The sequence below is a fragment of the Neomoorella carbonis genome (assembly GCF_045278715.1).
GTDB lineage: Bacteria > Bacillota > DSM-521 > Neomoorellales > Neomoorellaceae > Neomoorella > Neomoorella carbonis.
Genome location: NZ_CP136420.1, coordinates 1,920,438 through 1,943,268, shown reverse-complemented (window position 1 = coordinate 1,943,268; position 22,831 = coordinate 1,920,438). Strand labels below are relative to the sequence as shown.

Genomic DNA, 22,831 nt, shown 5'->3' with positions numbered 1-22,831 from the left:
TTACTCTTCAAAGCCAATCCAGGTAACAATTTCGTCCAGGCTTTTGCGCGGCGCTGCTTCAGGGCTTTCGGCCGGGTAACCTAAAGGAGTAATGGCTACAATTTCTTTATCGGCCGGTATATCCAGTATTTTCCTGAGTTCTGCCTCGTTGTTTAATGGGCCTGTCATCCAGCAGGTACCCAGGCCCTCGTTGGTGGCTGCCAGAAGCAAATGGGTGAAGGCTGCCGCAACACTTTCCAGGTTCATTTTGCGAATGCTGGGCTGGCCATGGGCCCGGGTCAGGGCGACAATGGCCACCGGTGCGCCACCCAGGGTTCTGGCCCACTGTAAAAAGCCCTCCTGCTGGGGGGTGCGTTTGCCCTCTGGCGGCATGCCAAATTCCACGATGCGACCGTAACTCCGGGCAAGCTCGTCCTTTTTAGGACCGCTTATGACCATGAACTCCCACTGCTGCCAGTTGAGCCCCGAGGGAGCCCAGGTAGCCATCTCCAGGATACGGCTGATAACCTCCCGCGGGACCATATCTGGTTTGTACTGGCGGATGCTCCGCCGGGCTTTAATGGCTGTGTACAGTTCCACCTGCAGGTCAGCTCCTTTGGATTGATAATATTGGATTATATTTTATCCTTTTACCAGCTGATGTCAAGGTTAAGCAGTGATCCGTTGCTTGCATAAATTTGTATTAAAGGAGGATAAACTAGCTGAAAACCTTTATTTTTACCCGGAGGTGACGGCATGCCTGATTGGGAAAAAGAATGGGAACAGTGGAAGGATTCCCTTTCTATGATGGTTAATCTAGGCGGGAAACTAGGTTTTGAGGAAAAGACTATGAACAATATAGCCTATCGTCTGGGCAACTGGCTGGCGGAACACGCCGACCCTATGAACCGGGAGCAACGGGTCATTAAAGAGCTATGGGACGTAGCCAGCGAAGATGAAAGGCGGGTCCTGGCGGCCCTCATTACCAGGATGGTGAGCGATGGTCGCCGCCAGGAGGATATGGTCCATTAAAAAAAGGGGAGCTAAAACATAGCTCCCCTTAATAAGTACCTGGCTTCCTTCTAGTAGATTATGATTAAATTTCTTTGATAGCGTCGGTCGGACAGGATTCAATGGATTCTCTGGCACAATCCTCGGCGTCTTCTGGCACTTCCTCTACGATAACGTGTGAGAGCCCCTCGTCGTCCCAGTCAAAAACGCTGGGGCACAGGTCGATGCAGGTGCCGCAGGCAATGCAGAGATCTTGATCAACGCTAACCTTCAAAGTCATCCCCCCCAAATCTATTCCCAAAGTATTAGCTATTTTGCACCGCCACCTGCCTTTTCATACTAGCGAGTTGCCTCTTTAGTACGCGGTGTCTTCACCCAGGTCTGAGGCTGGCGGTTTAAAGCCTTCATGATTGAAGCCGTGGTGTAGGGCAGCGGCAGGAAGAAACTAGCAAAGGGCAAGGTCAGGAGCTGGAGGGCCCCACCCAACTGCTGCCACCAGCTAACCGGGGTCATATGGCGGCTGAAGTGGCCGTAGGCGTAAAAGGTAAAGGCAAAGTAGACAAATATCAGGTAATGGAGGGCCATCCGGAAACCTAGGGGGAGGATGGAAGGATCCAGCCCCCCGTTCAGTCCCAGGAACAGGAGGGACAGGGGTACCAGGACGGCACCCTGGTAAAGGAGCCACTCCCCTTGCCCCTTCCAGAAAAGATTGTGCAGGAGAGGCCCACGTTTATCCCATGAATATTGGTAGGCATAGCGGAATTTCTCGCATACCTGCAGGTGACCGCTACCCCAGCGCAGCCTCTGCCGGAAAAAAGCATAGAAGGTAGCGGGAGTCTGTTCGGTGCTGTAGTAAGGGAAGTATTCGGCCCAGACGCCTGTTTCCAAATAGGCCCTTACCCCCAGTTCCAGGTCCTCCGTCAGGGCGCGGTGGTCATAGCCGCCAATGCGCTCCAGCAGGTGCCGCCCCACGAAAAGGTTGGTCCCACCCACGAAGGGCAACTTTTTCATTAATACCGGCAGGTAGATCTCATGGGAAATAGCCTGGTAAATGGCAGCTATTTTTGTTATGAGGCCAAGCTGGTAGAAATTGCGGACCTGGAAAACCGGCCCCTGCCAGATACGCTCCCGCGGGTCATTGAGCCAGGACCAGGCTATGTAGAGCAGGACATCGGCTTCGGGATGGCTTTCGGCATCGTAAAAACCACAGATGGTGGTCCTGGGGTCGACAAATTCCAGGCCGTAGTTCAAAGCCCGGCCTTTAGTTGATGGAATACTGTGGCCCCGGCGCGAACCCCGGAAGCGCCCATCAAAATCATAGGGAACGGTACAGTGTTTCAGCTGCGGCACATCCCCGCGGCTGGCAAATTCCCGGATCTTGGCCTCCACCACTTCCATGGTCGTAGGACCGGTGTGTTCGCCGGAAGATTTGGCCAGGGCTTCTTTTTCGTCGGTAATTACCAAGATTTCGTAACGGTCATTAGGATAATTTAAAGAAGCCAGGTGTTCAATGGTATTGGCGATAACGTCAGCTTCGTTACGGGCCGGAACAAGGATCGTAAAAAAAGGTAGCTCCAAGTTTTTGGCAGCTGCCAGGGCTATTACCTTTTCTCTGTCGAGGGCAAACCGTTTGCTCCAGTAATTACGGTAGGAATACCACATCCAGAAGAAATACCTCAGAAAGAGGGTGAAAAAAAGCAGGTAAAAGCCAACGGCAACTAGGTATAAAACCTGGGCAGGGCTTATTATTTCCCAATCCATCCTTATCTCTCCCAATCAGGGTATTTACGCCGCCACCTATTATAGCATTATAACCCATTGCCACCAATTAGGTTTAATGACGGTACAAAGGCAAAAGACGTTCTCCAGGTAGTAAAGAGGTTATTTACCCGGATTTTTGTCTCATTTGCTTTACATTCGGCTTCATCCCTTTTCCTGGTAGTATTATATTGACGGCGTAACGCAAAAATAATATAATCAAAAAGAGGTGAGCTGCACTGGAAAACTGGTCTATAGCTGTGGCCTTCGCCGCCGGTATGCTATCCTTTTTTTCACCCTGTATTATACCTTTGTTGCCGGCCTATTTTACTTACCTGGGCGGCTCAGCTGCAGCTAGCGGTAAGGCAGAGGAACTGGACCGCTCTTTTTTAGCCCGCCGGGCGGCTCTCTTTACCGCCGGCTTTTCCCTGATCTTTATCCTCCTGGGAGCCTCGGCCGGCAGCCTGGGCTCCATGCTCTTGCGGTACCGTCCCTTTTTAAACCGTGCCGGGGGAATCCTAATTATATTTTTCGGTTTGCAGGTGGCCGGAATTGTCCGCCTGCCCTTTTTAAGTCAAGAAAAAAAGTGGTGCCTGCAGCCCCGGGCTCCTGGTGCCGTCCCTTCCTTTCTGCTGGGGATGGCCTTTGCTTCCGGATGGACGCCCTGCATCGGCCCGGTCCTGGCTTCCATTTTGATTTATGCCGGTAGCCAGGCCACCCTTTTTAAGGGTATGCTTCTCCTCACCTTTTACTCCCTGGGATTGGCAATCCCCTTTATCGCCAGCGCCCTGGCCGTGGGACCGGTTTTGCACCTTTTACGCCAGTTTTCCCGTTATTTACCCATTATATCCTTTATAAGCGGGATTATACTTATTTTTATGGGCTTGCTGGTCTTTTTCGGGCGGTTAAATACTTTTATCTAGGAGGAAACCTATGCCTAAAAACTGGAAGGCGCCTGTTATAATCATTGTTATTATGGTTGCCGTTCTGGCTGCTTCCTTCATCCTGCCGGGACGTCAGGGCAACAAGGTTCTGGCCCCCGCATTCACCCTGCCCGTCCTGGAAGGCGGCGAGATCACTCTGGCAAGCCTTAAGGGCCAGGTGGTAGTATTAAACTTTTGGGCCACCTGGTGTTCCTACTGTGTGGCGGAAATGGAGGAATTGGATGCGGCGGCGGGGAGACTGGCGGGCCAGGGCGTAAAGGTCCTGGCTATCAATATCATGCAGCGGGAGACAGAGGCCGGCATCCGGGCCTTCCTGGGAAAAAAGGAACATAATTACCTTGTACTCCTGGACCACGACAGCCGGGTGGCGAGGAGCTACGGTGTCGGCGGCATTCCCACTACCTTTATAATCGACCGCCAGGGCCAGATCCGCCGGGTCAAACAAGGACCCCTGGGGCCAGGAGAACTGGATAATCTTGTCAAGGATCTCCTTTGAGCCTCTTTGTTACCCGCGAAAAAACAGCCCCTTAACAATGGGGCTGTTTTTCCTTAAGTTTAGCACGAAATAAGATAGGGTGTGGCTTTACAGACCCATGTAACCACGCATCATGGCAGGGCCGTAGAAGGCTGAATTCTGGTTACCAGGGGTGGGGTTATTGTCAAAACCGCCCTGGAACCCGCGGCCCCAGCCGCCCATCATACCATAGCCTGCCCCGCCATGGCAGGCGCCGGGAACTATACCATATTTACTATGGTATTCTTCCATGTCCCGGATCCTTTCCTTAATCGCCTCACCCTGTTCCTTTGTTAGTTCGCCGGCTTCAACATACTTGTCGACAATTTGCTGACGCAGCGCGATGATCTGCTGGTACAAGGCATCAATCTCCGCTTTTTGCTGGTCGGTAACTGCCGCAAAGGCCACCGGCGCCAGCACCCCCAGCATTAACACTATGGCGAGGACGATGGCAATTTTTTTCGTCACCCGCGCCACCTCCTTTCGAGGTATATTCTACCCGGCAGGAATGATAAAAATATGGCTAAAGTATGAAGAAAATTTGAAACTTGACATGGCCGGAGCTTTTAATTTATACTTTATTCGATAATACTATAACTTAATTCAAGTTATATCCCAGGAGAGCGAAAGAAAATGCGCGTCTGTGGTAAACGCATCCGGGAACTCAGGGAAGAACGGGGTTATTCACTTCAGGACCTAGCCAGAAAAGCTGAAATTTCCGTTTCATATTTGAGTGAAATCGAACGGGGAGCGAAAAAACCCTCCCTGAAAACCCTTGATAAAATAGCCGGCGCTTTAAATTTCCCCCGGGAACAACTCGTGGAGGCCGGCAATGAGCGGGGCATCGCCCTGGGAGAGAGGATCCGGCTCTTGCGGGAAAAGAAAGGTAAAAGTTTGAGCACCCTGGCCGAGGAAGCCGGCATCTCTATTTCCTATCTGAGTGAAATAGAGAGGGGGAATGTATACCCGGCCATCGATACCCTGAAAAAAATTACTACCGTCCTCGATGTCCCCTTAAGTACGATTATCGGAACAGGCGGCTCCCTGGGGCAAAAATTGCGCCAGGCCCGGGAAGAGCAGGGCCTTACCCAGGCTGACCTGGCCCGGGCTGCCGGAGTTTCGGCCGGCCTTATCGGCCAGATTGAACAGGGTAAGGTACAGCCATCCTTAAAAACCCTGGAAAAAATCGGCGAAGTCTTAAATATTTCTCCCTGTTATTTTATAGCTGACGATACCGGGTTGGATGAGATACTGAACCAGATGAGCCCTGCAGTACGCCGGTTGCTAATGGAACCCCAGGTACAGTCCGTATTGCGCCTGGTATGCAATTGTACCGAGGAAGAACTCCGTTTTATCCTTAATTTTATCCAGCTCTATAAACGCTGCCACTAACCTAAAGCCGGAGCCGGGTGATAATCTCCTGGAGGGTGGTCGCCGAGTGCCTGAGGGCGGCCAGTTCCCCGGTTCCCAGGGGAATGGCCAGGACCTTTTCCCGCCCCTGGCTGCCTATGATGCAGGGTAAGCTTAAGGCTACCTCACCTTCGAGCCCGTAAAGACCGCGGATGACGCTGGAAATGGTGAGGACGCTCTTTTCATCCCGGAGAATGCTTTCGGTAATCCGGCTTAAAGCCAGGGCTACACCATAAGCGGTAGCCCCTTTACGTTCGATGATCGCATAGGCCGCCTCCCTGACCCGGCGGCTAATATCACTACGGAAGGTGTTTTCTTCTGTGGTACCGTCCAGGAGGTAAAACTCATCCAGGTCTACCCCGGCCACATTGGCCAGGCTCCAGACGGGAACTTCGGTATCACCATGTTCGCCGATTACATAGGCATGGATATTGCGGGGGTCGACGTGGAGGTGCCGGCTCAAAAGGTGGCGGAAACGGGCGCTATCCAGGACAGTGCCGGAGCCCAGGATTTTGTTTTCCGGTAGCCCCGAGAGCTTCCAGGCCACATAGGTTAGGACGTCAACCGGGTTGGCAACCATAAGGATTAAAGCATCCGGACAGTGCTGCAAAAGGGGCGGCAGGGCCTCACGGACTATGGCCGTATTGCGTTGTACCAGGTCCAGGCGGGTTTCCCCGGGCTGCTGGTTGGCACCAGCGGTGAAAATAATAATGCGGGCACCGGCGCAGTCGGACGGGTTCCCGGCATAAACTTTTACGGGGCGGATTAAAGTGGCCGCGTGGGCGAGGTCCATGGCTTCCCCTTCCGCCCGGGAGCGGTTAATGTCGACGAGGACTATTTCTTTGACGATGGGACTGAAAAGGAGGGCAAAAGCGGTACTGGCGCCAACATAGCCGGCGCCGATGATGGCTACCTTGGCGGGGCCCTGCAGGGGCATAATATCACCTCCACGTATATTCTCTACTGTTATCAGGAGGGTTATACGGCAACTGGAGTTATAAATCATGAACCTCAATTACTGGTTAACTTTTATTACCACGGTAGAAAAAGGTACACTTTCCGCGGCAGCCGAGGAACTGCACCTTACCCAACCGGCGGTTAGCAAACAGCTTCAGGCCCTGGAGGATTACTACGGTGTGCGTTTACTTGAACGCCGGGGCCGCGAAGTACGGCTGACGGCGGCCGGGGAGATTTGTTACCGGCATGCTAAAGCCATTGCCCGCCACCTGGAACAAAGCCAGCGGGAACTGGCAGAACTGACCCAGTTGGTTAAGGGCCGTTTGCTTCTTGGAGCCAGCACTACGCCGGGCCAGTATATCCTGCCCCGCCTGATTGGTAGTTTCCGGCGGGAATATCCCCAGGTGGAGGTCGTGGTAGAGATTGCTGACTCCCAGGAGGTGATCCGGCGCCTGCAGGATGGAGAAATCGACCTTGGGGTTGTCGGCGCCGGGGGGCGGGGCCGGAGCCTTTCCTATAGTCGCCTGGTAGAGGATGAACTGGTCCTCATTGTTCCTCCAGGGCACCGCCTGGCCGGAGTTAAAGCCGCAACTCCCCGTGATTTACAGGGTGAATCCCTGGTCTGGCGGGAGGCCGGTTCAGGTACCCGCAGGGTGGTGGAAGAACGCCTGCAGAAAGCCGGTTTCACCGTTGATTCTTCCCAGATCGTCATGGAGCTGGGTAGTACGGAAGCCATTGTCAGTGCCGTGGAGGCCGGCCTGGGTATTTCCCTGGTCACCTGCTGGGCGGTGGAAAAAAGCGTCAAACTCGGCCGCCTCTTTACTGTTCCCCTCCAGGGTGTAAATTTAAAGCGCGATTTATACCTGGTGCGGCGCCGCCAGCTTTTAAGCCCGGCAGCCGAGGCCTTTACCTGTTTTTTGGAAAAACATCATCTCCAGCTACCTTTACCTGTCGATAGTTAATCGTGACCGCAGGACTTAAAATATCTTGACGAGACAAAAGGATAAAGGTATGATGAGATATAATTACATACCATCTCCGAGCCGGTATCGCCTAAGGGCCACCAGCCTATGGGACACCGGCCTGGGTCGTCAGTACCCACGGGGTAGGCCGGGAAACGGGCCTGCCTCCCCTTGCTCGGAAAGGAGATGCGGCGTGGCAGGGCATTGACGCCCCGGCATCCTTTGCGAGCCGGGGTTTTATATTTACCCGGCAGTATTAGGGGGAGGTAAAACTGCTATCTTTTTGAGGATGGATGCAATGAGAACGGTAATGAGGGGGTGCCGGACGCTGACAGCAAGAACCCAGCGGGATAGGTCCCGCAGGTAAAGGGGAGAGGAAAATGAAATCCTGGAAGAAGCCGGGCATGCTGGCGGTAGCCGTGCTGGCAGCAATAATGTCCCTGGCCGGCTGTCGGTCAGCCGGCACAAAACAAGACACACAGCAATCGTCACTGCCATCTCAGAAAAAATTGGTGGTCTTGGCTGCCGCTTCCTTAACCGACGCCTTCAACGAAATCGGCCGGGTCTTCGAACAGGCCCACCCTGGTGTCACCGTTAAATTTAATTTCGGCGGTTCCCAGCAACTGCGTACCCAGATCGAACAGGGCATAGTTGCCGATATTTTTGCTTCCGCCGATCCCAAATATATGCAGGAACTGGTAGATAAAGGTCTGGTAGAACAACCACGTAATTTTGCTGCCAACAGCCTGACCATTATTGTCCCTAAAAACAACCCGGCAGGGATTACCAGCGCCGCCGACCTGGCCAGTAAAGGCAAAATTGCTCTGGCCGCCCCGGAAGTGCCCATCGGCAACTACAGTCGTCAGGTGTTACAGAAGCTGGCCGGCCTCTATGGCCTGGACTACCCGCAAAAGGTGGAAGGGCGAGTTGTTTCCCAGGAGACTACTGTACGCCAGGTAGTGGCTAAAGTAGCCCTGGGTGAGGCCGATGCGGGCATCGTTTATATTACCGACATCAGTTCTTCCTACCGGGATAAACTGGCGACTATCCCCTTTCCGCCGGAAGCCAACGTCAGGGCTACCTACCCTATTGCTGTAGTGAAAGGTACCACGCAAGGTGGCTTAGCACGGGAACTGGTAGACTATATCTTAAGCCCGGAAGGGCAGAAAATACTGGCCAAGTACGGCTTCCTGACAGCAGAATAGTTTAAGGAGAGTTTCCAGCATGCGCCGTCTTCCCTTTTGGCCGGCCCTGGGCGGCCTCCTTTTTATCCTGTATATAATCCTGCCGGTAGCCAGCATCTTTATTAACCTCAACTGGCCTGAACTCGACCATACCCTCCAGAACCCGGTCGTCCTCCAGGCCTTAAAGCTCAGCGCCCTGACTACCATTGTCGCCACGGTACTAACGGTCATCCTGGGTACCCCCCTGGCCTACTTCCTGGCCCGCCGGCAATTTCCGGGCCGGGAGGTTATCGATACTTTGCTGGATTTACCACTTGTCTTGCCGCCGGCTGTGGCCGGGATAGCCCTGCTCATGGCCTTTGGGCGGCGTGGCCTGCTGGGTTCCCTCCTGGCCAGGTGGGGCCTTACTCTGCCTTTTACCACCATGGCAGTCATCATGGCGCAGGTTTTTGTCAGCGCTCCCCTTTACCTCAAGGCGGCACGTAGCGGTTTTGCCGCCGTCTCTCCCTCCTTAGAGGAGATTTCCCTCACTCTAGGTAAAACACCGCTCCAGACCTTTTACCGGGTAACCCTTCCCCTGGCCTTGCCAACCCTGCTGAGCGGTGCCCTTATGACCTGGGCCCGGGCCTTGGGAGAATTTGGCGCGACCATAATGTTTGCCGGCAACATGCCGGGGATAACCCAAACCCTGCCTCTGGCCATCTATATGGCCCTGGACAGCAACCTGGAGGTGTCCCTGGTGATTGCGGCCCTGATGGTCTTGATTTCCTTTGTTGTCCTGCTGGCGGTTAAAAAGGCTGCCGCAGGGGGTGAAGACAATACTTACGCTTGATATCCAGAAAACCAAAGGCGATTTTCAAGTGCAGGTGGCTTTAACCTTGGGTGAGGAGGTCCTGGTCCTCCTGGGTCCCTCCGGGGCGGGCAAGTCTACCGTGCTCAATATGATTGCCGGGCTGGTGACCCCTGATGCCGGCATTATAACCTATAACGACCTTACCTTTTTCCGCCGCCTGGCAGGGCAGCAGCCGATCAATTTACCCCCCTACCGGCGCGGCATCGGCTACTGCCTGCAGCACCCCGGACTTTTTCCTCACCTGGACGTGGCCCGCAATATTTCTTACGGGGCACCGCCCCGGATGTCGCCTGGCGAAAAGGAAACCCGCCTGCAGGTTCTTTTGCAACTCCTGCGCCTTAAGGGTTTAGAAAAACGCCGTCCCGGCGAACTTTCCGGCGGTCAGCAGCAGCGGGTGGCCCTGGCCCGGGCGCTTTTCAACCGGCCGCGCCTCCTTCTCCTGGACGAGCCCTTTGCCTCCCTGGATAACCTCATCCGCACCAGGTTACGCCAGGACCTCCTGGCCGTACGCCGTTCCTTCCAGGTACCCATGATCCTGGTGACTCATGACCTGGAGGAAGCCTATATGCTGGGCGACCGGATCGCCGTTATGGACAATGGCCGCATACTTCAGGTGGGGAAGCGGGAGGAAGTCTTTTATCGTCCCCGTACCCGGCAGGTGGCCCGTTTCGTGGGCTTTCGCAATATCTGGGAGGGCAGGGTTAAAGCTTGCGATCGGGAAGGCGACGTGCTCCTCGTTGCCGGTGAGAAATTTGAGGTACTGCTGCCCTATGCGGACTTGAAGCCGGGGCAAAGGGTGGTCTTCGGCATCCGGCCCGAAGACGTAATGTTTATCCGACCCGGGCGTTCTTTAAACCGGCCGGTCCGGGAGAACCTTTTGCAAGTACAAATAGTAACCGTAGTTCCTGAAGTTCAGGGATACCGCCTTTTTTTGCGCCTGGGAGGGGACGCTTACGATATTGAGATGTTGCTGCCGCGCCATGTCTATCAAAAGGAATCCCTGGTACCAGGTGATCAAATTATGGTATCCTTAAAGAAGAATGCCTTGCACCTGTTCAAGGAGTAAACTTAACGGAGGCGCAACTGGCAGTGTACGAAGCAGCCGGGATCGTCCTGGCAGGAGGTAAAAGCACCCGCATGGGTACCAATAAAGCCCTCCTGCCCCTGGGGAAGGAATCCATGCTGGCCACGGTCGTGGCAGCTTTACGGCCGTTATTTTCCGACATAATCGTTGTCACCAATACCCCGGAACTGTACCGTGACTTAAAGGCGCGCCTGGTCCCGGATGTTATCCCCGGCCGGGGACCTTTAAGCGGTTTTCATGCCGGCCTCCTGGCTTCAACTTATCGATACAACTTTATCGTGGCCTGCGATATGCCTTTCCTGCAACCGAGTTTTATAATGTATCTCCTTGAACAGGCTCCGGGTTACGATGTGGTAGTGCCGCGCCGGGGTGAGTACCTGCAGCCTCTGCACGCCGTTTATTCCCGGGATTGTATAAAAGCCATTGAAAATTGCCTGATAGAGGGAAAGTACAAGGCCCTTGCCTTTTATCCCCGGGTAAAGGTGCGTTATGTGGATGTTGACCGGCTGGTTGGTTCCAATGACCCGGAGAAGATTTTCTTCAATATCAACACCCCGGACGACCTGGCCCGGGCGCGGCGCATGCTGCGGGACAGTACCACCTCCCGTGAAGTGCGGCCTTGATAGATAGCGCAAGGGGAATAAATTCATATATTCCTGGCGAAAGGATGTAACGCAATGCCACCTTTATCCCTGGAGGTAGCCCGGGCGATGTTACTGACCGGGTTAAAACCGCCCGGCCGGGTTAAAGTAAAACTCGAGGAGGCTGCCGGACGGGTCCTGGCGGTAGCGGTAACAGCCCCGGGGCCCTTTCCACCTTTTCCCCGTTCCCTGGTCGACGGCTACGCCGTGGGGCCGCCGGTTCCCGCCTTCGCTACCCTCCCCGCCGAATCTGCGGGTTCGGGGGCAATCTACCGCCTGGTGGGGACGGTTCCGGCCGGCAGCAACCCCGGCATCACCTTAAGTCCGGGGATGGCGGCAGCCATTTTTACCGGTGCCCGTCCTCCGGCAGGGACGGTGGCCATTATTCCCCGGGAGCTGGTAAAACAGCGAGGAGAATTTATCAGCATACCCGGCCTGCCTTCCGGCCGCTATCTGGAACCGGCCGGAGCCGAAGTGAAAGGCGGGGAGGAGATACTGGCCGCCGGTACCACCCTGGGACCTGCGGAAATCGGCCTTCTAGCAGCCCTGGGTTTGCGGGAAGTGCTGGTTTACCAGCGGCCCCGGGTGATCCTGGCTACCACCGGAAGCGAGTTGTTGGACCCGGCCGGTCCAGGGAAAAGTCTCCCGGGTGACAATCAGGCAGGGAACCCTCCTAACCGCATGGCAGATTATCCTGATGTCAATGTTCCTCCCTATATATATAGCAGTAACTTTTATGCCCTGGCAGCAGCCGTAGAAGCCTCCGGCGGCCAGGCAATATCCTTGGGCCTTTTAGCCGACAACCTGGAAGAACAGGTAAAGGCCTACCGTTGGGGACTGCAGGAAGGGGATTTGCTTCTGACCACCGGCGGCGCCGGCGGCAGCCCCTTTGACTTTACACCTGCTGCCTTTAGCCGGACCGGGTGCGAGATACTCTTTACGGAACTGGATATTCGCCCCGGACGACGGGTCACAGCTGCACGCTCGGGGGCAAAATTGATGCTGGGCCTGCCCGGAACGCCGCCGGCGGCCCTGGTGTTGTTTTACCTCCTGGCGGTGCCAGTTATCCGAGCTCTCGGTGGCCGGGAGCCGGCACCGCTAACTTTTTTAGCCCGGCTGGGGGAAGCTATCGACCGGCCGCGACCGGAACGAACTTTTCACTGGGCGCGGGCCCGGGCCTGCGGCAGTTATTGGGAGGTTACACCCTTGCCGCGCCGACCCGGCGGCATTCGCGCTGCTGTAGGGGCCAACGCTTTGATTGATTTACCTCCACACGCAGCACCCGCGGCCGGGGAAGAAGTCCGGGTGATAATGATTGAGTAAAATAATGGGAATGGAGGTTTTGGTGATAACATGAGTACACCTGTTATCTCCGTAGTTGGCAAATCTGATGTCGGGAAGACAACATTACTGACCAAACTCCTTCCGGAGTTAAAGCGGCGGGGTTACCGGGTTGCAACTATTAAACATGATACCCACGGCTTTGACATCGACCGCCCTGGTAAGGATACCTGGCGCCACGCGGAAGCCGGGGCCGACGTTGTCGTAATTTCTTCACCCAGCAAGATGGCTCTCATTGAAAAAGTTGATGCAGAGCTTCCTCTGGATGCCATTGCAGAACGCATTCAGAATGTCGATCTGATTATCACTGAAGGCTACAAGCGCGGTGACAAGCCTAAGATTGAAGTCCACCGTGCGGCTGTAAGCGGCGAGCTCCTGTGTGAACCGCAAGAACTTCTGGCCGTGGCTACAGACGAGCCCCTGGCCATTGACGTCCCTTGTTATGGTCTGGCTGACGCCGCGGGCCTGGTGGACCTGATTGAAGAGCGGATTCTCGCCCCGGCAGGCAGGAAGCGGAGGGCAAATTAAGATGGGCAGAGGAGGAATATTACATGGGCCGGCCACTTAATGCTTATGACCGGGCGTTAATGAACCTGCAAGAAAACATCCTACAACTGGGTGACTACGTTGCTGACCAGGTGGATAAAGCCCTGGCTGCCCTTAAGGCCCAGGACTGTAACCTTGCACGCCTGGTGGTGGAGGGCGATAACTTGGCCGATGACCTGGATTACAACATTGAGATGGCGGCCCTGGACCTGATCTCTCTACAACAACCCCGAGGGGAAGACCTGCGTACCCTGGCTACCGTCATGCGGGTAGGCAAGGAACTGGAACGCATCGGCGATTATGCCGTCAATATTGCCGAGATAGCCGGCCGTCTCGCCCGCCTGGGACCATACTTCAAACCCCTGGTAGATATTCCCCGCATGAGTGACCTGGCCCGGGCTATGCTGAGGAAAAGCCTCCAGGCCCTGGTAGACCGCGACCTGGAGGCAGCCAGGGAAATAGTCCGGGCCGATGATGCCGTCGACCGTCTTTTTGAAGAGCTGTACGACGAACTGGTAGGTTTTATGAAGCAGGGGCCGGAGTATGTCGACCAGGCCAGTTATCTCGCCCTGGTGGCCCGTTACCTGGAACGTATTGCCGACCATGCCGTGAACGTCGCCGAGATGGTCGTCTACCGGGAGACAGGACAGCGCCGCGCCTTTAAAGACTACCAGGGGCCTCAGAAAACAGTCCTGCCGGGGTGTGACAATAAGAGGACCAGCTCCGGTAATGTAGAGGGATAATAGCTTGAGTTCGTTGATATTCCCCATTGCCACCGGGCTGGCAGGTGGTTTGGCCCTTTTCCTTTTTGGCATGCATCTCATCAGTACCGGCCTGCAAAAGGCGGCGGCCCGCCAGGTACAGCAGCTCCTGGGGGCGGTAACGAAAAATCGCTTCTTTGGTATGCTGGCGGGGCTGGTGGTGACCATTTTCCTCCAGACCAGCGCTGTCACGACGGTGCTGCTGGTAGGCTTTGTCAGCGCGGAACTCATGAGCCTGGGCCAGGCCCTGGGTGTCATCCTGGGGGCGGCTATTGGCTCTACCCTGACGGCCCAGCTTATTGCCTTGCGCCTCAGCGACTACGCCCTGTGGGCCGTGGTGGCCGGCATCATACCCTACTTCTTTGCCAGGCGCCTGCGCTGGCGCTACCTGGGACAGGCTATCCTCGGTTTTGGCCTTATCTTTTACGGGGCGGCCCTTATGGGTACGGCCGTAGCACCCTTAAATACCCTGCCAGGCTTTAAAACTGCCTTGAGCCCCCTGGCCGCCCACCCCTGGCTAATGATGCTGGCAGCCGCCCTCTTTACCGGCGTTGTCCAGGCCAGCGCGGCAACAGTGGTCCTGGCTATGACCCTGGCCGCCCAGGGTACCCTGCCCCTGGAAGCGGCTCTGGCCATGGTCCTGGGGGCCAACCTGGGTACCACAGCTACAGCCCTCATTTCCAGCATTGCCCTGTCGCGGGAAGCCAAAAGGGTAGCCCTGGCCCATTTCTTTTTTAAGCTGGCGGGTACCCTCCTCTTTCTACCCTTTCTGGGACTGTACAGTTATTTATCCCGGCTGACTTCTCCGGATATTGCCCGCCAGGTGGCCAACGGCCACACCCTCTTTAATGTTATTAACATGTTTCTCTTTCTTCCCTTTACTCCCCAGGTAGGCCGTCTTATGGAAAGACTACTCCCCAACGTTCCTGCGGAAGAAAAAGTGGCCAAGTACCTGGATACAAAAGTGCTGGATATACCGGAACTGGCCCTGGCCCGTGCGACCCAGGAGCTTTTACGCATGGCCGGCATCATCAGGGAAGAGATGTTTCCCCGGGTGATGCAGCCCCTGGCCGAGCGGGAAGTGGAATTACTGGAAAAGCTGCGCAGCCTGGATAATATCCTTGACTATCTTTACCGGGCGGTGGCCAGGTATCTCGCCCAGTTGAACCAGGGCAACCTTACCGACGACCAGTTAGTGGCCCAGACCAAGCTCCTCTATATAGCCAATGACCTGGAGCATATTGGCGACGTGGTCGTGGAAATGGCCCACCAGTGGCGGAAAATTGAAGCCAGCGGGGTGGAGTTTTCCCCGGCGGGGCAGGCTGAACTCCAGGAGATGTTTAATAAAGTCAAGGAGAATTTTGCGACGGCCATCCAGGCCTTCGCCGCCGATGACGAAGCCCTGGCCGCCAGGGTCATAAGGGATCATCCTGAAATCTTACGCCTGGAGAAGAACCTGCGCTACTCCCATTTCCAGCGGTTGCAGCAGGAGAACCGCCTCAGTTTAGAAACCACGTCCATCCACATGGATCTCATCAACCAGCTCCTGCGCCTCAACATGCATAGCGTCAGCATAGCCCAGGCGGTTATGGGGATTATTTAACTTGCAGGCCCTTGTGGTAAAGTTATTTTTTTGCTAAGATAGCTTTCTGGATAAAGGGAAGGAGTTGTTAACTTTGCAAGGCATCTGGTTTTCTGAACTGCAAACCCCCGGCCTGGCTCTATCCATCAAGCTGAAAAAAACCCTGCATCATGAAAAAACACCCTACCAGGACCTGGCTGTGGTGGAAACGGAATCTTACGGGCGCATGTTGCTTCTGGATAACATAATCCAGACTACAGTGGGTGATGAATTTTTTTACCACGAGATGATCGCCCACGTACCTTTAAATACCCATCCCAATCCCCGTACGGCCCTGGTCATTGGCGGCGGTGACGGCGGTGTAATCCGGGAAATTATCAAACATCCCAGCATTGAAAAAGCCACCCTGGTGGAAATTGACGCCCGGGTGGTGGCCAACGCCAGGGAATACCTGCCGGAGATCGCTTGCGGCCTGGATGATGCCCGGGTGGAGATCCGTTTTGAAGATGGCATCGAGCACGTCCGCCAAATGGAAAACACCTATGACGTGATTATTGTTGATTCCACCGATCCTATTGGCCCGGCGGTAGGGCTCTTCAGCACCGAATTTTACCGTAACGTTTACCGGGCTTTAAAGCCGGACGGGCTCTTTGTCGCCCAGACCGAGTCCCCCCTTTTTAACGCCAGGCTAATCCGGCGTATTCAGCGGGACCTGGCAGAAATTTTCCCTATTGCCCGCCTGTACCTGACCACAGTGCCCACCTACCCCGGCGGCCTCTGGAGCTTCAGCCTGGGGAGCAAGGAGTATGATCCCCTGGAGGTTGACTGGAAAAAGGCGCCCCAGCTTGTGACCCGATTCTACACCCCGGCCATTCACCAGGCAGCCTTTGCCCTGCCGCCCTTTGTCCAGGAAATTCTTGAAAAGCGGGACGAAGAGGAGTTTTAGGCGCTAACTGGATTGTGTAAATAATGGATGAACTGGGGGAATAGACTAAGTGTTGCCGGGTTATGTAAAAAGCCGGGGTTTCCTGGCCAGCAGCGATAATTATGAATCCGCCCGGGTGGTCCTGGCGGGCATCCCCTTTGACGCCACCACCAGCTTTCGTCCCGGCGCCCGCTGGGGCCCCCAGGCCATTCGCGCTGTGTCCGAAGTCCTGGAAGAATACAGCCCGTACCTTAAACGCGAACTGGGGCAGGTGCCTTTTTACGATGCCGGCGACCTCGACCTGGTACCGGGCCGGGTGGAGGTCAACCTGGAACGTATGGAGACGGCTGCTGCCGCCCTTTTCCAGGACGGTAAGCTTCCTTTATTCCTGGGTGGGGAGCACCTGGTGAGCTATCCCCTTATCCGGGCGGCCCGCCGCCACTACCCGGGTCTTGCCGTCCTTCACTTTGACGCCCATGCCGATCTGAGGGAGGAATACCTGGGGGAAAGGCTTTCCCATGCCACCGTCATGCGCCTGGTGGCGGAGGAAATCGGCCCGGGCAACCTTTACCAGTTTGGCATCCGTTCCGGTACCTGGGGCGAATTCGCTTACGGCCAGGAAGAGACCAATTTTTTTATGGACGTCATCACCACCCCCCTGGAGAAGCTGGTACCCGAACTGGCCTCTCGCCCCCTTTATGTTAGCATAGATATCGACGTCGTGGACCCTGCTTTCGCTCCCGGCACCGGGACCCCCGAACCGGGGGGCTGTACGCCCCGGGAGATCCTGCAGGTTATCTACCTGCTGCGCCAGGCCAGGGTAGTGGCCTTTGACCTGGTAGAGGTCTGCCCGGCCTACGATCACGGCAATATTACCGCCATCCTGGCAGGCAAAATCACCCGCGAGGCCATCCTCGCCTGGGGTTAGCAGGTGAGGAAAAAGTATTGTCACCGGACATTGATATTGTCAACTCTGCCCACCCGGAGTGGAGAGATAGGTAGGCTGCATGTTTAAATTATATGAGACCGCCTGTCGCAGCGCCCTAAATCGTTCCCGCATTCCCGGCCTTGATTATTGTTTGAACCCCTATACCGGCTGCAGCCATGGCTGCATTTATTGCTACGCCAGCTGCATGGCGCGTTTCAGGGGCCGCCGGGAAAGATGGGGCGCCTTCGTCCAGGTGAAGACCAACTTTGTCGAAGTGCTGGCCGCCCAGTTGCGGCGCCCCAAAAAAGGAAAGGTAATGCTGGCCAGCGTTACCGATGCTTACCAGGCTGTCGAAAGAAAATATGGCCTGACGCGAAGGTGTTTGGAACTATTAACCCGGAGCGGTTTGGAAGTATCTATCCTCACCAAGTCCGACCTGGTCATCAGAGATGCGGGGTTCTTAAAAGCAATGCCCGCCGCCGAGGTCGGCTTTACCATTACTACTCTGAATGACAGGCTGGCCCGGCTGCTGGAGCCCGGCGCGCCGTCTCCCTCGCGGCGCCTGGCGGCCCTGGAAAAACTGTCTGCGGCCGGCATCAAGACCTGGGTCTTTGTCGCCCCGGTTATACCCGGCCTGACGGATGCTCCTGAAGATCTTGCCGCCATAACACAAGCGGCCGCCAGGGCCGGCGCGCAGGAAGTAGACTTTGACCCGCTAAATTTTTACCCGGCGGCGGTTGCTAGTATTAGAGAACTTATATCCAGGTACTGGCCCCGGGCTAAGAGCGTTTTTGAACATGCTTGCCGCGACCCGGCCGCCTACCGGCAACGGCTGTATAGAAACTGGCCACCGGCGGGACGTTCAGGAACTACCAGCAACACTTGACGCCGTGGTGTGGCGTTTTTGTCAATTTGCCAGCGAGGGTGGCGCCATTCCCTTTTCTACTTTCTGGATTTGGGGCTTATATAATGGAGGGGATAAAGGCAAAGTTTGGAACCAGATGGTGGAACTTAGTTCAAAAAGTCCTGCAGTGACCTGACTGGGAAGGAGAGAAAAATATTTGACTTCCCGGCAGGACCATGCTATAATAACTAACGCAACAGGTTAATGGGGGCGGTTAGCTCAGCGGGAGAGCACCTGCCTTACAAGCAGGGGGTCGGCAGTTCAATCCTGCCACTGCCCACCATAAAAGGAGCCGTAGTGTAGCGGTTTAACATGTCGGCCTGTCACGCCGAAGATCGCGGGTTCAAATCCCGTCGGCTCCGCCAGATATGCCTCGGTAGCTCAGTTGGTAGAGCAGAGGACTGAAAATCCTCGTGTCGGCGGTTCGATTCCGCCCTGAGGCACCAGTACTGCCAAAGGCCTGGAGATACCAGGCCTTTTCTATTATCAAAACTAATTTACGGAGGCCGGCTATGAACAAGACTGAATACAAGGAGCGAATCCAACGTTTCCAGGAGGCCCTGCAGGCCCGGGAACTAGACGGTGCTCTTATTTTCCAGGCCGTTGACCTGTATTACCTTAGCGGTACGGCCCAGAGCTGCCACCTTTTTATCCCCGCAATGGGAGAGCCTTTACTCCTGGCCTACCGGGATACCGCCAGGGCGCAGGCCGAGGCTGCCTTAAACCGGGTACTGCCCCTTAAGAGCTTCAGAGAAATACCCGTACTACTGGCCGAAGCCGGCTGGCGCGGGCTAAAGCGTTTAGGTTTAGAAATGGATGTCATCTCTTTAAACCTATTCCGGCGTTACCAGGAGATTTTTCCGGACTGCCAGTGGGTGGACATAAGTCAAATATTGCGGTCCCAGCGCATGGTCAAGTCCGGACCGGAACTCGACGCCCTGCGCTATGCGGCGAGCAGGCACGCTGAAGTCTTCAAGTACATAAGCAGCGTGATAAAGCCGGGAATGACGGAGCTGGAAATCGCCGCCGCGTTTGAAGGTTACGCCCGCCGCCTGGGCCACCAGGGTACGAAACGTTTCCGTGGCCAGGAGCAGGGAATGATACCGGGCATAGTTGCGGCCGGGGCCAATGCCGCCCTGGTTTCCTGTTACGACTTACCCCTGGCCGGAAGTGGCCTCACCCCTCTGTATCCTCTGGGTCCCAGCCGGCGCCGCTGGGAAAAGGGGGAACCACTGCTCATTGACTACGCGGGCGTTTACGGCGATTATACCGTCGACCAGACGCGCATTTACCTGGATGCAGCCGTGGCGCCTGTTTTGCAGAAAGCCCAGGAAGTAGCCATGGAAATAGCAGCCAGGGTGGCGGAGAAGGCCAGGCCCGGTGTTACGGCAGGCGAGCTCTATGACCTGGCCGTCACTATGGCCGGCCGGGCCGGGCTGGGCGAACATTTTATGGGTCACGGCCGCCAGGTTTGTTATATCGGCCACGGCATCGGGCTGGAATTAAACGAGTGGCCGGTCATCGCCAGGGGGAATAATACCGTCCTGGCAGCGGGGATGGTTTTTGCTTTGGAGCCCAAATTTGTCTTTCCGGGCCAGGGCAGCGCCGGGGTGGAGGATACGTATGTGGTTACGGAAAAAGGAGCAGTAAGCCTGACTTATTAAGTAAAACATCGGCATCAAGTTTCCTTTCGACCATCAGGCCTGGTAACAGGGGCGCGAGGTAGCAGGATTATATCCTTAATTGCCGAATATGTATAAGAGTTGAGTTACAGACATTCTGTCCGTGGTGGAGTATAAAGAGCCCAATGGATTCAGGTTGCCAGAAAGTTATTGATGCCCGCCTTAAATTAGCTAAACTCGAACTCCAGGTGGCCTTGCTGGCCAGGGCCGGTTTAAAGCGCTGGGAGATAGCCACAGCCTTAGGTTTACAGCAGGGTACCGTTAAATCCCAGCTGGAAAGAGTGGCTGCCAAGCTCGGCTCCAACTGGAAGGGCAGGACAAACATCATCTGGCCGGAACTGGAAGAAGAGGTCTTACGGGCCGTAAGGTCTTTGCAGGAACAGAATAAGCAGGAAATCAGCTTTAACTCTGCCCGCATGGCCATGGAAGGGGAAATCTCCCCGGATGAAGCTGTCATCCTCCAGCTGCAGGGTGTGCCTTCCAGGGCGGGGAGTACTTACCTGCGCCAGGCCCGGGCCGTCCAGTGGCACCTGCTCCTTCTGGGGGAAGGCCGTGTTTTACATGTTGGTGCCGCTGCCCGCTTCTGGATAAAACCTGCCCTGACGGCCCTCGCCGACAACAAATACATTCGTTATTTACACAGCGATAATGGCGACGATCCCTACCGGCCCTGGTGGCTGCCCTATACTACCAGTGGCCGAGTCCGGGGCACCCGGGCTGCCTATTACAAACTCGGGGATGCCTCTGCCGGTGATTACGTCCGCAATTACCTGCAGGCCTGGCTTGATGGCGAGCTGGCGGATTACGTCACCCACCTGTATAGCCGCATGCAGCATCGATGGCAGGCATTAAGCCGGATTGCCCGGATCGCCGGAAGACCTGAGCCAATACCTCCTCCGACGCGGGCCGAGCTACTAGCAGAGGCCCGGCAAGTCCTCGGGATAAGTTAAATATTATAATATTAACCTTGTTACCTTGACGCCGCCCGGAAGGGCGGCGTCAAAAGCTTTACCGATCAGGTATAAACCATCCAGGTAACAGAGATAGCCATTCCTGCCTAAACTATCCTGGAAAGAATAAAATTTGCCAGCGGCAGGAAGCGGAGATGTGGTGGCGAATAGTTATTGCAGAGAGGGGTTGAGTCATGAGGATTGTCGTAGTCGGTGGCGGTAAGGTAGGCTACCAGGTAGCCAAACAGTGTGCCGCCTGGGGCTGTGAAGTAGTGATGGTAGAACATGACCAGGAAAAGGGTGAGAAAATAAAGCAGGAACTTGGCCTGCCGGTAGTCATTGGTGACGGCACCAGGCCGCAGGTGCTGAAAAAGGCCGGCGCTGAAGACGCTGATATAGTTATTGCTATTACGGATGACGATCAGGATAACCTGGTAATCTGCCAGCTGGCAGAGCGCCAGTTTAAAGCCAAACGTACCCTGGCCCTGGTAAATAATCCCGGCAATGAGAAGCTCTTCCGCTGGCTGGGGGTCAACCAGGTAATTGGCCCGGCGTCCCTTATCCTGGGGTTAATCCAGGAAAGGGTGGATATGGATGCGACTACGGCTCTGTGGATGCAGGGCATTAAGGATTTAAAAATGATCCAGTTTAAACTTGGTCCTGATGCCCCTGTCCTGAAGCGGAAAATCAAGGAGATACCCTTTCCCAATGAATGTATTCTGGTTACTATTGTCCGAGGTGATACGGCCATTGTCCCATGTGGCAATACGGTACTGGAAGCAGGGGACCTGGTCTTTGCCCTCGCTAATCCTGCTGTCCAGGCGGAACTGGAGTATATTCTGACGGGCAGGGTCGAGAGTGGGGAAGAGTGATAGCCTGGCTTATCCCGTAATACTACTTTAGCTTTGAGCCTGCAAATGCTTGACAGGACTTTGTGCCCGTGCTATAATCTAACATGCAATGAGCGAGCGGAAATAGCTCAGCGGTAGAGCATCGCCTTGCCAAGGCGAGGGTCGCGGGTTCAAATCCCGTTTTCCGCTCCATTTTTTATCATGGCGCGGTGGCGAAGTGGCTAACGCCGCGGTCTGCAAAACCGCTATTCGCCGGTTCAAATCCGGCCCGCGCCTCCAGGTTGGTTGCGAGAAGGCCATTTTGCACAACGGCAAAGTGGCCTTTTTGTTTTATCAAGGCACTGCTTGTGAATTGCGTCTTATGAAGCATCTTACTTCCCAAAAGTTGACATATCAGCAGCTAACTGTTAGGATGTAATTGTTCCTCCTTTTGTTGCTGGAGCAACTTTCTTAGTTCTTCTTTCCGGTTTTTCTGGTGCTGGACATGGCAGGTTTTAAGGCACGGTTCATTTTTTTAAAGGTAACCAGTTTGCGATTGTAAAAAAAGGGGTGGCACTATGGGAGGGGATTTTGCCTGGCCGGCGGGCGAAATTGATGCGGAAAAATGGCAGGCCATCGTTCAACCGGACAATCCCTTTGCCGAGTTACTGGGAATAGAAGTAGTAGAAGTAGGGCCGGGGCGCAGCTTGGTGCGCCTGAAAGTGCTTCCTAAACATCTCAACCACTGGCACACCCTCCACGGTGGCGTGTATGCCGCTCTAGCCGACCGGGCTATGGGTATTGCCGTACGCTCTACCGGTAAGAATGCTGTTACCCTGAATCTCCAGGTGGGTTATTTAAAGCCGGTTGAAGCCGGTCAGGTGATAGAGTGCCGGGGAATGATAATCCATAACGGCGAGCGGATAGTAGTAACTGAGGCAAGATTGGCTACTGCCAGCCAGACGGTGGCAACGGCGGGGGGAATATTTTATGTACGCAACAATGCCCGGTAAAATATCCCCGGTGTCTCTGGCGGTTGGCTATAAAGTTTAAATCCTCAGTAAAAGTTGGTATTGAATATCCCT

At 55.2% G+C, this 22,831-nt stretch carries 25 protein-coding genes, 5 tRNA genes and 1 riboswitch; of the genes, 25 read left to right on the top strand and 5 right to left on the bottom strand.

From position 1 onward, the window contains the following. Positions 1-579, bottom strand: a complete 579-nt coding sequence (locus MCACP_RS10070; protein WP_406676634.1) for a nitroreductase family protein — start codon at positions 577-579, stop codon at positions 1-3. 156 nt (positions 580-735) lie between these two features. Here MCACP_RS10070 and MCACP_RS10065 point away from each other — a divergent pair, with 156 nt between their 5' ends. Further along, positions 736-1,011: a DUF3243 domain-containing protein gene (locus tag MCACP_RS10065; RefSeq protein WP_406676633.1), complete on the top strand. Its 276-nt coding sequence runs from the start codon at positions 736-738 to the stop codon at positions 1,009-1,011. 64 nt (positions 1,012-1,075) lie between these two features. Here MCACP_RS10065 and MCACP_RS10060 read toward each other — a convergent pair whose 3' ends face one another. Further along, positions 1,076-1,264 (bottom strand): ferredoxin, encoded by a 189-nt coding sequence (locus MCACP_RS10060; RefSeq protein ID WP_141304906.1) that lies wholly within the window; start codon positions 1,262-1,264, stop codon positions 1,076-1,078. A 65-nt stretch (positions 1,265-1,329) separates the two neighbouring features. Next, on the bottom strand, positions 1,330-2,751 hold the full coding sequence (locus MCACP_RS10055) for a glycosyltransferase family 2 protein (protein WP_406676632.1): 1,422 nt from the start codon (positions 2,749-2,751) through the stop codon (positions 1,330-1,332). A gap of 257 nt (positions 2,752-3,008) precedes the next feature. Between MCACP_RS10055 and MCACP_RS10050 the strand changes: the two genes are divergently transcribed. Continuing rightward, positions 3,009-3,671 carry a cytochrome c biogenesis CcdA family protein gene (locus tag MCACP_RS10050; RefSeq protein WP_406676631.1) on the top strand — a complete coding sequence of 221 codons (663 nt, stop codon included), beginning with the start codon at positions 3,009-3,011 and terminating at the stop codon, positions 3,669-3,671. 10 nt (positions 3,672-3,681) lie between these two features. Continuing rightward, complete coding sequence (locus MCACP_RS10045; RefSeq protein ID WP_406676630.1) at positions 3,682-4,188, top strand: peroxiredoxin family protein; 507 nt, start codon at positions 3,682-3,684, stop codon at positions 4,186-4,188. 87 nt (positions 4,189-4,275) lie between these two features. Here the strand turns inward: MCACP_RS10045 and MCACP_RS10040 are convergent, their stop codons facing one another. Continuing rightward, positions 4,276-4,674, bottom strand: coding sequence for a YckD family protein (locus tag MCACP_RS10040; RefSeq protein WP_406676629.1), 399 nt, complete (start codon positions 4,672-4,674; stop codon positions 4,276-4,278). Positions 4,675-4,839: 165 nt separating this feature from the next. On the opposite strand from MCACP_RS10040, the gene MCACP_RS10035 reads away from it, so the two are divergent. Beyond that, positions 4,840-5,598 (top strand): helix-turn-helix domain-containing protein, encoded by a 759-nt coding sequence (locus MCACP_RS10035; protein ID WP_406676628.1) that lies wholly within the window; start codon positions 4,840-4,842, stop codon positions 5,596-5,598. Position 5,599: 1 nt separating this feature from the next. On the opposite strand, the gene MCACP_RS10030 is transcribed toward MCACP_RS10035, so the two are convergent. Then, positions 5,600-6,553: an L-lactate dehydrogenase gene (locus tag MCACP_RS10030; RefSeq protein WP_406676627.1), complete on the bottom strand. Its 954-nt coding sequence runs from the start codon at positions 6,551-6,553 to the stop codon at positions 5,600-5,602. Between the two features lie 67 nt (positions 6,554-6,620). Here MCACP_RS10030 and MCACP_RS10025 point away from each other — a divergent pair, with 67 nt between their 5' ends. The 21 genes from MCACP_RS10025 to MCACP_RS09925 all read left to right on the top strand — a co-directional run bounded on the left by MCACP_RS10025 (position 6,621) and on the right by MCACP_RS09925 (position 22,759). Beyond that, complete coding sequence (locus MCACP_RS10025) at positions 6,621-7,535, top strand: selenium metabolism-associated LysR family transcriptional regulator (protein WP_406676626.1); 915 nt, start codon at positions 6,621-6,623, stop codon at positions 7,533-7,535. A gap of 62 nt (positions 7,536-7,597) precedes the next feature. Further along, a riboswitch (molybdenum cofactor riboswitch) is annotated at positions 7,598-7,737 on the top strand. A 178-nt stretch (positions 7,738-7,915) separates the two neighbouring features. Then, positions 7,916-8,740, top strand: coding sequence for a molybdate ABC transporter substrate-binding protein (gene modA, locus MCACP_RS10020; protein WP_406676625.1), 825 nt, complete (start codon positions 7,916-7,918; stop codon positions 8,738-8,740). A gap of 19 nt (positions 8,741-8,759) precedes the next feature. Continuing rightward, positions 8,760-9,551 carry an ABC transporter permease gene (locus MCACP_RS10015; protein WP_406676624.1) on the top strand — a complete coding sequence of 264 codons (792 nt, stop codon included), beginning with the start codon at positions 8,760-8,762 and terminating at the stop codon, positions 9,549-9,551. A gap of 46 nt (positions 9,552-9,597) precedes the next feature. Next, positions 9,598-10,638, top strand: a complete 1,041-nt coding sequence (locus MCACP_RS10010; protein WP_406676623.1) for an ABC transporter ATP-binding protein — start codon at positions 9,598-9,600, stop codon at positions 10,636-10,638. 23 nt (positions 10,639-10,661) lie between these two features. Then, positions 10,662-11,279 (top strand): molybdenum cofactor guanylyltransferase, encoded by a 618-nt coding sequence (gene mobA / locus MCACP_RS10005; protein WP_406676622.1) that lies wholly within the window; start codon positions 10,662-10,664, stop codon positions 11,277-11,279. Positions 11,280-11,333: 54 nt separating this feature from the next. Further along, positions 11,334-12,620: a molybdopterin molybdotransferase MoeA gene (locus tag MCACP_RS10000; RefSeq protein WP_406676621.1), complete on the top strand. Its 1,287-nt coding sequence runs from the start codon at positions 11,334-11,336 to the stop codon at positions 12,618-12,620. Between the two features lie 30 nt (positions 12,621-12,650). Continuing rightward, the gene (mobB, locus tag MCACP_RS09995) at positions 12,651-13,166 is read left to right on the top strand and encodes a molybdopterin-guanine dinucleotide biosynthesis protein B (RefSeq protein WP_406676620.1); all 516 of its coding nucleotides are present in this window, start codon (positions 12,651-12,653) and stop codon (positions 13,164-13,166) included. A gap of 23 nt (positions 13,167-13,189) precedes the next feature. After that, a complete protein-coding gene (phoU, locus tag MCACP_RS09990) occupies positions 13,190-13,927 on the top strand; it encodes a phosphate signaling complex protein PhoU (RefSeq protein ID WP_406676619.1) in 738 nt (245 codons plus the stop codon). A 4-nt stretch (positions 13,928-13,931) separates the two neighbouring features. Beyond that, positions 13,932-15,548: a Na/Pi cotransporter family protein gene (locus tag MCACP_RS09985; RefSeq protein ID WP_406676618.1), complete on the top strand. Its 1,617-nt coding sequence runs from the start codon at positions 13,932-13,934 to the stop codon at positions 15,546-15,548. Positions 15,549-15,621: 73 nt separating this feature from the next. Then, positions 15,622-16,473 (top strand): polyamine aminopropyltransferase, encoded by an 852-nt coding sequence (speE, locus tag MCACP_RS09980; RefSeq protein WP_406676617.1) that lies wholly within the window; start codon positions 15,622-15,624, stop codon positions 16,471-16,473. A 49-nt stretch (positions 16,474-16,522) separates the two neighbouring features. Beyond that, positions 16,523-17,380 carry an agmatinase gene (gene speB, locus MCACP_RS09975; RefSeq protein ID WP_406676616.1) on the top strand — a complete coding sequence of 286 codons (858 nt, stop codon included), beginning with the start codon at positions 16,523-16,525 and terminating at the stop codon, positions 17,378-17,380. A gap of 79 nt (positions 17,381-17,459) precedes the next feature. Then, positions 17,460-18,266, top strand: a complete 807-nt coding sequence (locus MCACP_RS09970) for an SPL family radical SAM protein (RefSeq protein WP_406676615.1) — start codon at positions 17,460-17,462, stop codon at positions 18,264-18,266. A gap of 226 nt (positions 18,267-18,492) precedes the next feature. Then, a tRNA-Val gene (locus tag MCACP_RS09965) sits at positions 18,493-18,567 on the top strand. A 5-nt stretch (positions 18,568-18,572) separates the two neighbouring features. Then, positions 18,573-18,649 (top strand) — tRNA-Asp (locus MCACP_RS09960). Between the two features lie 5 nt (positions 18,650-18,654). Continuing rightward, positions 18,655-18,730, top strand: a tRNA-Phe gene (locus MCACP_RS09955). 66 nt (positions 18,731-18,796) lie between these two features. Beyond that, a complete protein-coding gene (locus MCACP_RS09950; RefSeq protein ID WP_406676614.1) occupies positions 18,797-19,948 on the top strand; it encodes a M24 family metallopeptidase in 1,152 nt (383 codons plus the stop codon). Between the two features lie 143 nt (positions 19,949-20,091). Further along, the gene (locus tag MCACP_RS09945) at positions 20,092-20,916 is read left to right on the top strand and encodes a hypothetical protein (RefSeq protein WP_406676613.1); all 825 of its coding nucleotides are present in this window, start codon (positions 20,092-20,094) and stop codon (positions 20,914-20,916) included. Between the two features lie 194 nt (positions 20,917-21,110). Then, entirely contained in the window at positions 21,111-21,788 is a 678-nt protein-coding gene (locus MCACP_RS09940; RefSeq protein ID WP_406676612.1) for a potassium channel family protein, read from the top strand. A gap of 96 nt (positions 21,789-21,884) precedes the next feature. Continuing rightward, a tRNA-Gly gene (locus tag MCACP_RS09935) sits at positions 21,885-21,959 on the top strand. A gap of 11 nt (positions 21,960-21,970) precedes the next feature. Continuing rightward, positions 21,971-22,046, top strand: a tRNA-Cys gene (locus MCACP_RS09930). A gap of 278 nt (positions 22,047-22,324) precedes the next feature. After that, positions 22,325-22,759: a PaaI family thioesterase gene (locus MCACP_RS09925; RefSeq protein ID WP_406676611.1), complete on the top strand. Its 435-nt coding sequence runs from the start codon at positions 22,325-22,327 to the stop codon at positions 22,757-22,759. The last annotated feature ends 72 nt before the right edge of the window (positions 22,760-22,831 follow it).

What these genes read in the sequence shown, in the direction of transcription:
- MCACP_RS10015 (WP_406676624.1), top strand. Translation starts at nt 8,760, where the DNA reads ATGCGCCGTCTTCCCTTTTGGCCGGCCCTGGGCGGCCTCCTTTTTATC.
- MCACP_RS10035 (WP_406676628.1), top strand. Translation starts at nt 4,840, where the DNA reads ATGCGCGTCTGTGGTAAACGCATCCGGGAACTCAGGGAAGAACGGGGT.
- phoU (WP_406676619.1), top strand. Translation starts at nt 13,190, where the DNA reads ATGGGCCGGCCACTTAATGCTTATGACCGGGCGTTAATGAACCTGCAA.
- MCACP_RS10030 (WP_406676627.1), bottom strand. Translation starts at nt 6,553, where the DNA reads ATGCCCCTGCAGGGCCCCGCCAAGGTAGCCATCATCGGCGCCGGCTAT.
- MCACP_RS09950 (WP_406676614.1), top strand. Translation starts at nt 18,797, where the DNA reads ATGAACAAGACTGAATACAAGGAGCGAATCCAACGTTTCCAGGAGGCC.
- MCACP_RS10045 (WP_406676630.1), top strand. Translation starts at nt 3,682, where the DNA reads ATGCCTAAAAACTGGAAGGCGCCTGTTATAATCATTGTTATTATGGTT.
- MCACP_RS10025 (WP_406676626.1), top strand. Translation starts at nt 6,621, where the DNA reads ATGAACCTCAATTACTGGTTAACTTTTATTACCACGGTAGAAAAAGGT.
- MCACP_RS09945 (WP_406676613.1), top strand. Translation starts at nt 20,092, where the DNA reads ATGGATTCAGGTTGCCAGAAAGTTATTGATGCCCGCCTTAAATTAGCT.
- modA (WP_406676625.1), top strand. Translation starts at nt 7,916, where the DNA reads ATGAAATCCTGGAAGAAGCCGGGCATGCTGGCGGTAGCCGTGCTGGCA.
- MCACP_RS10065 (WP_406676633.1), top strand. Translation starts at nt 736, where the DNA reads ATGCCTGATTGGGAAAAAGAATGGGAACAGTGGAAGGATTCCCTTTCT.
- MCACP_RS10000 (WP_406676621.1), top strand. Translation starts at nt 11,334, where the DNA reads ATGCCACCTTTATCCCTGGAGGTAGCCCGGGCGATGTTACTGACCGGG.
- MCACP_RS10055 (WP_406676632.1), bottom strand. Translation starts at nt 2,751, where the DNA reads ATGGATTGGGAAATAATAAGCCCTGCCCAGGTTTTATACCTAGTTGCC.
- MCACP_RS09940 (WP_406676612.1), top strand. Translation starts at nt 21,111, where the DNA reads ATGAGGATTGTCGTAGTCGGTGGCGGTAAGGTAGGCTACCAGGTAGCC.
- MCACP_RS09970 (WP_406676615.1), top strand. Translation starts at nt 17,460, where the DNA reads ATGTTTAAATTATATGAGACCGCCTGTCGCAGCGCCCTAAATCGTTCC.
- MCACP_RS09925 (WP_406676611.1), top strand. Translation starts at nt 22,325, where the DNA reads ATGGGAGGGGATTTTGCCTGGCCGGCGGGCGAAATTGATGCGGAAAAA.
- mobB (WP_406676620.1), top strand. Translation starts at nt 12,651, where the DNA reads ATGAGTACACCTGTTATCTCCGTAGTTGGCAAATCTGATGTCGGGAAG.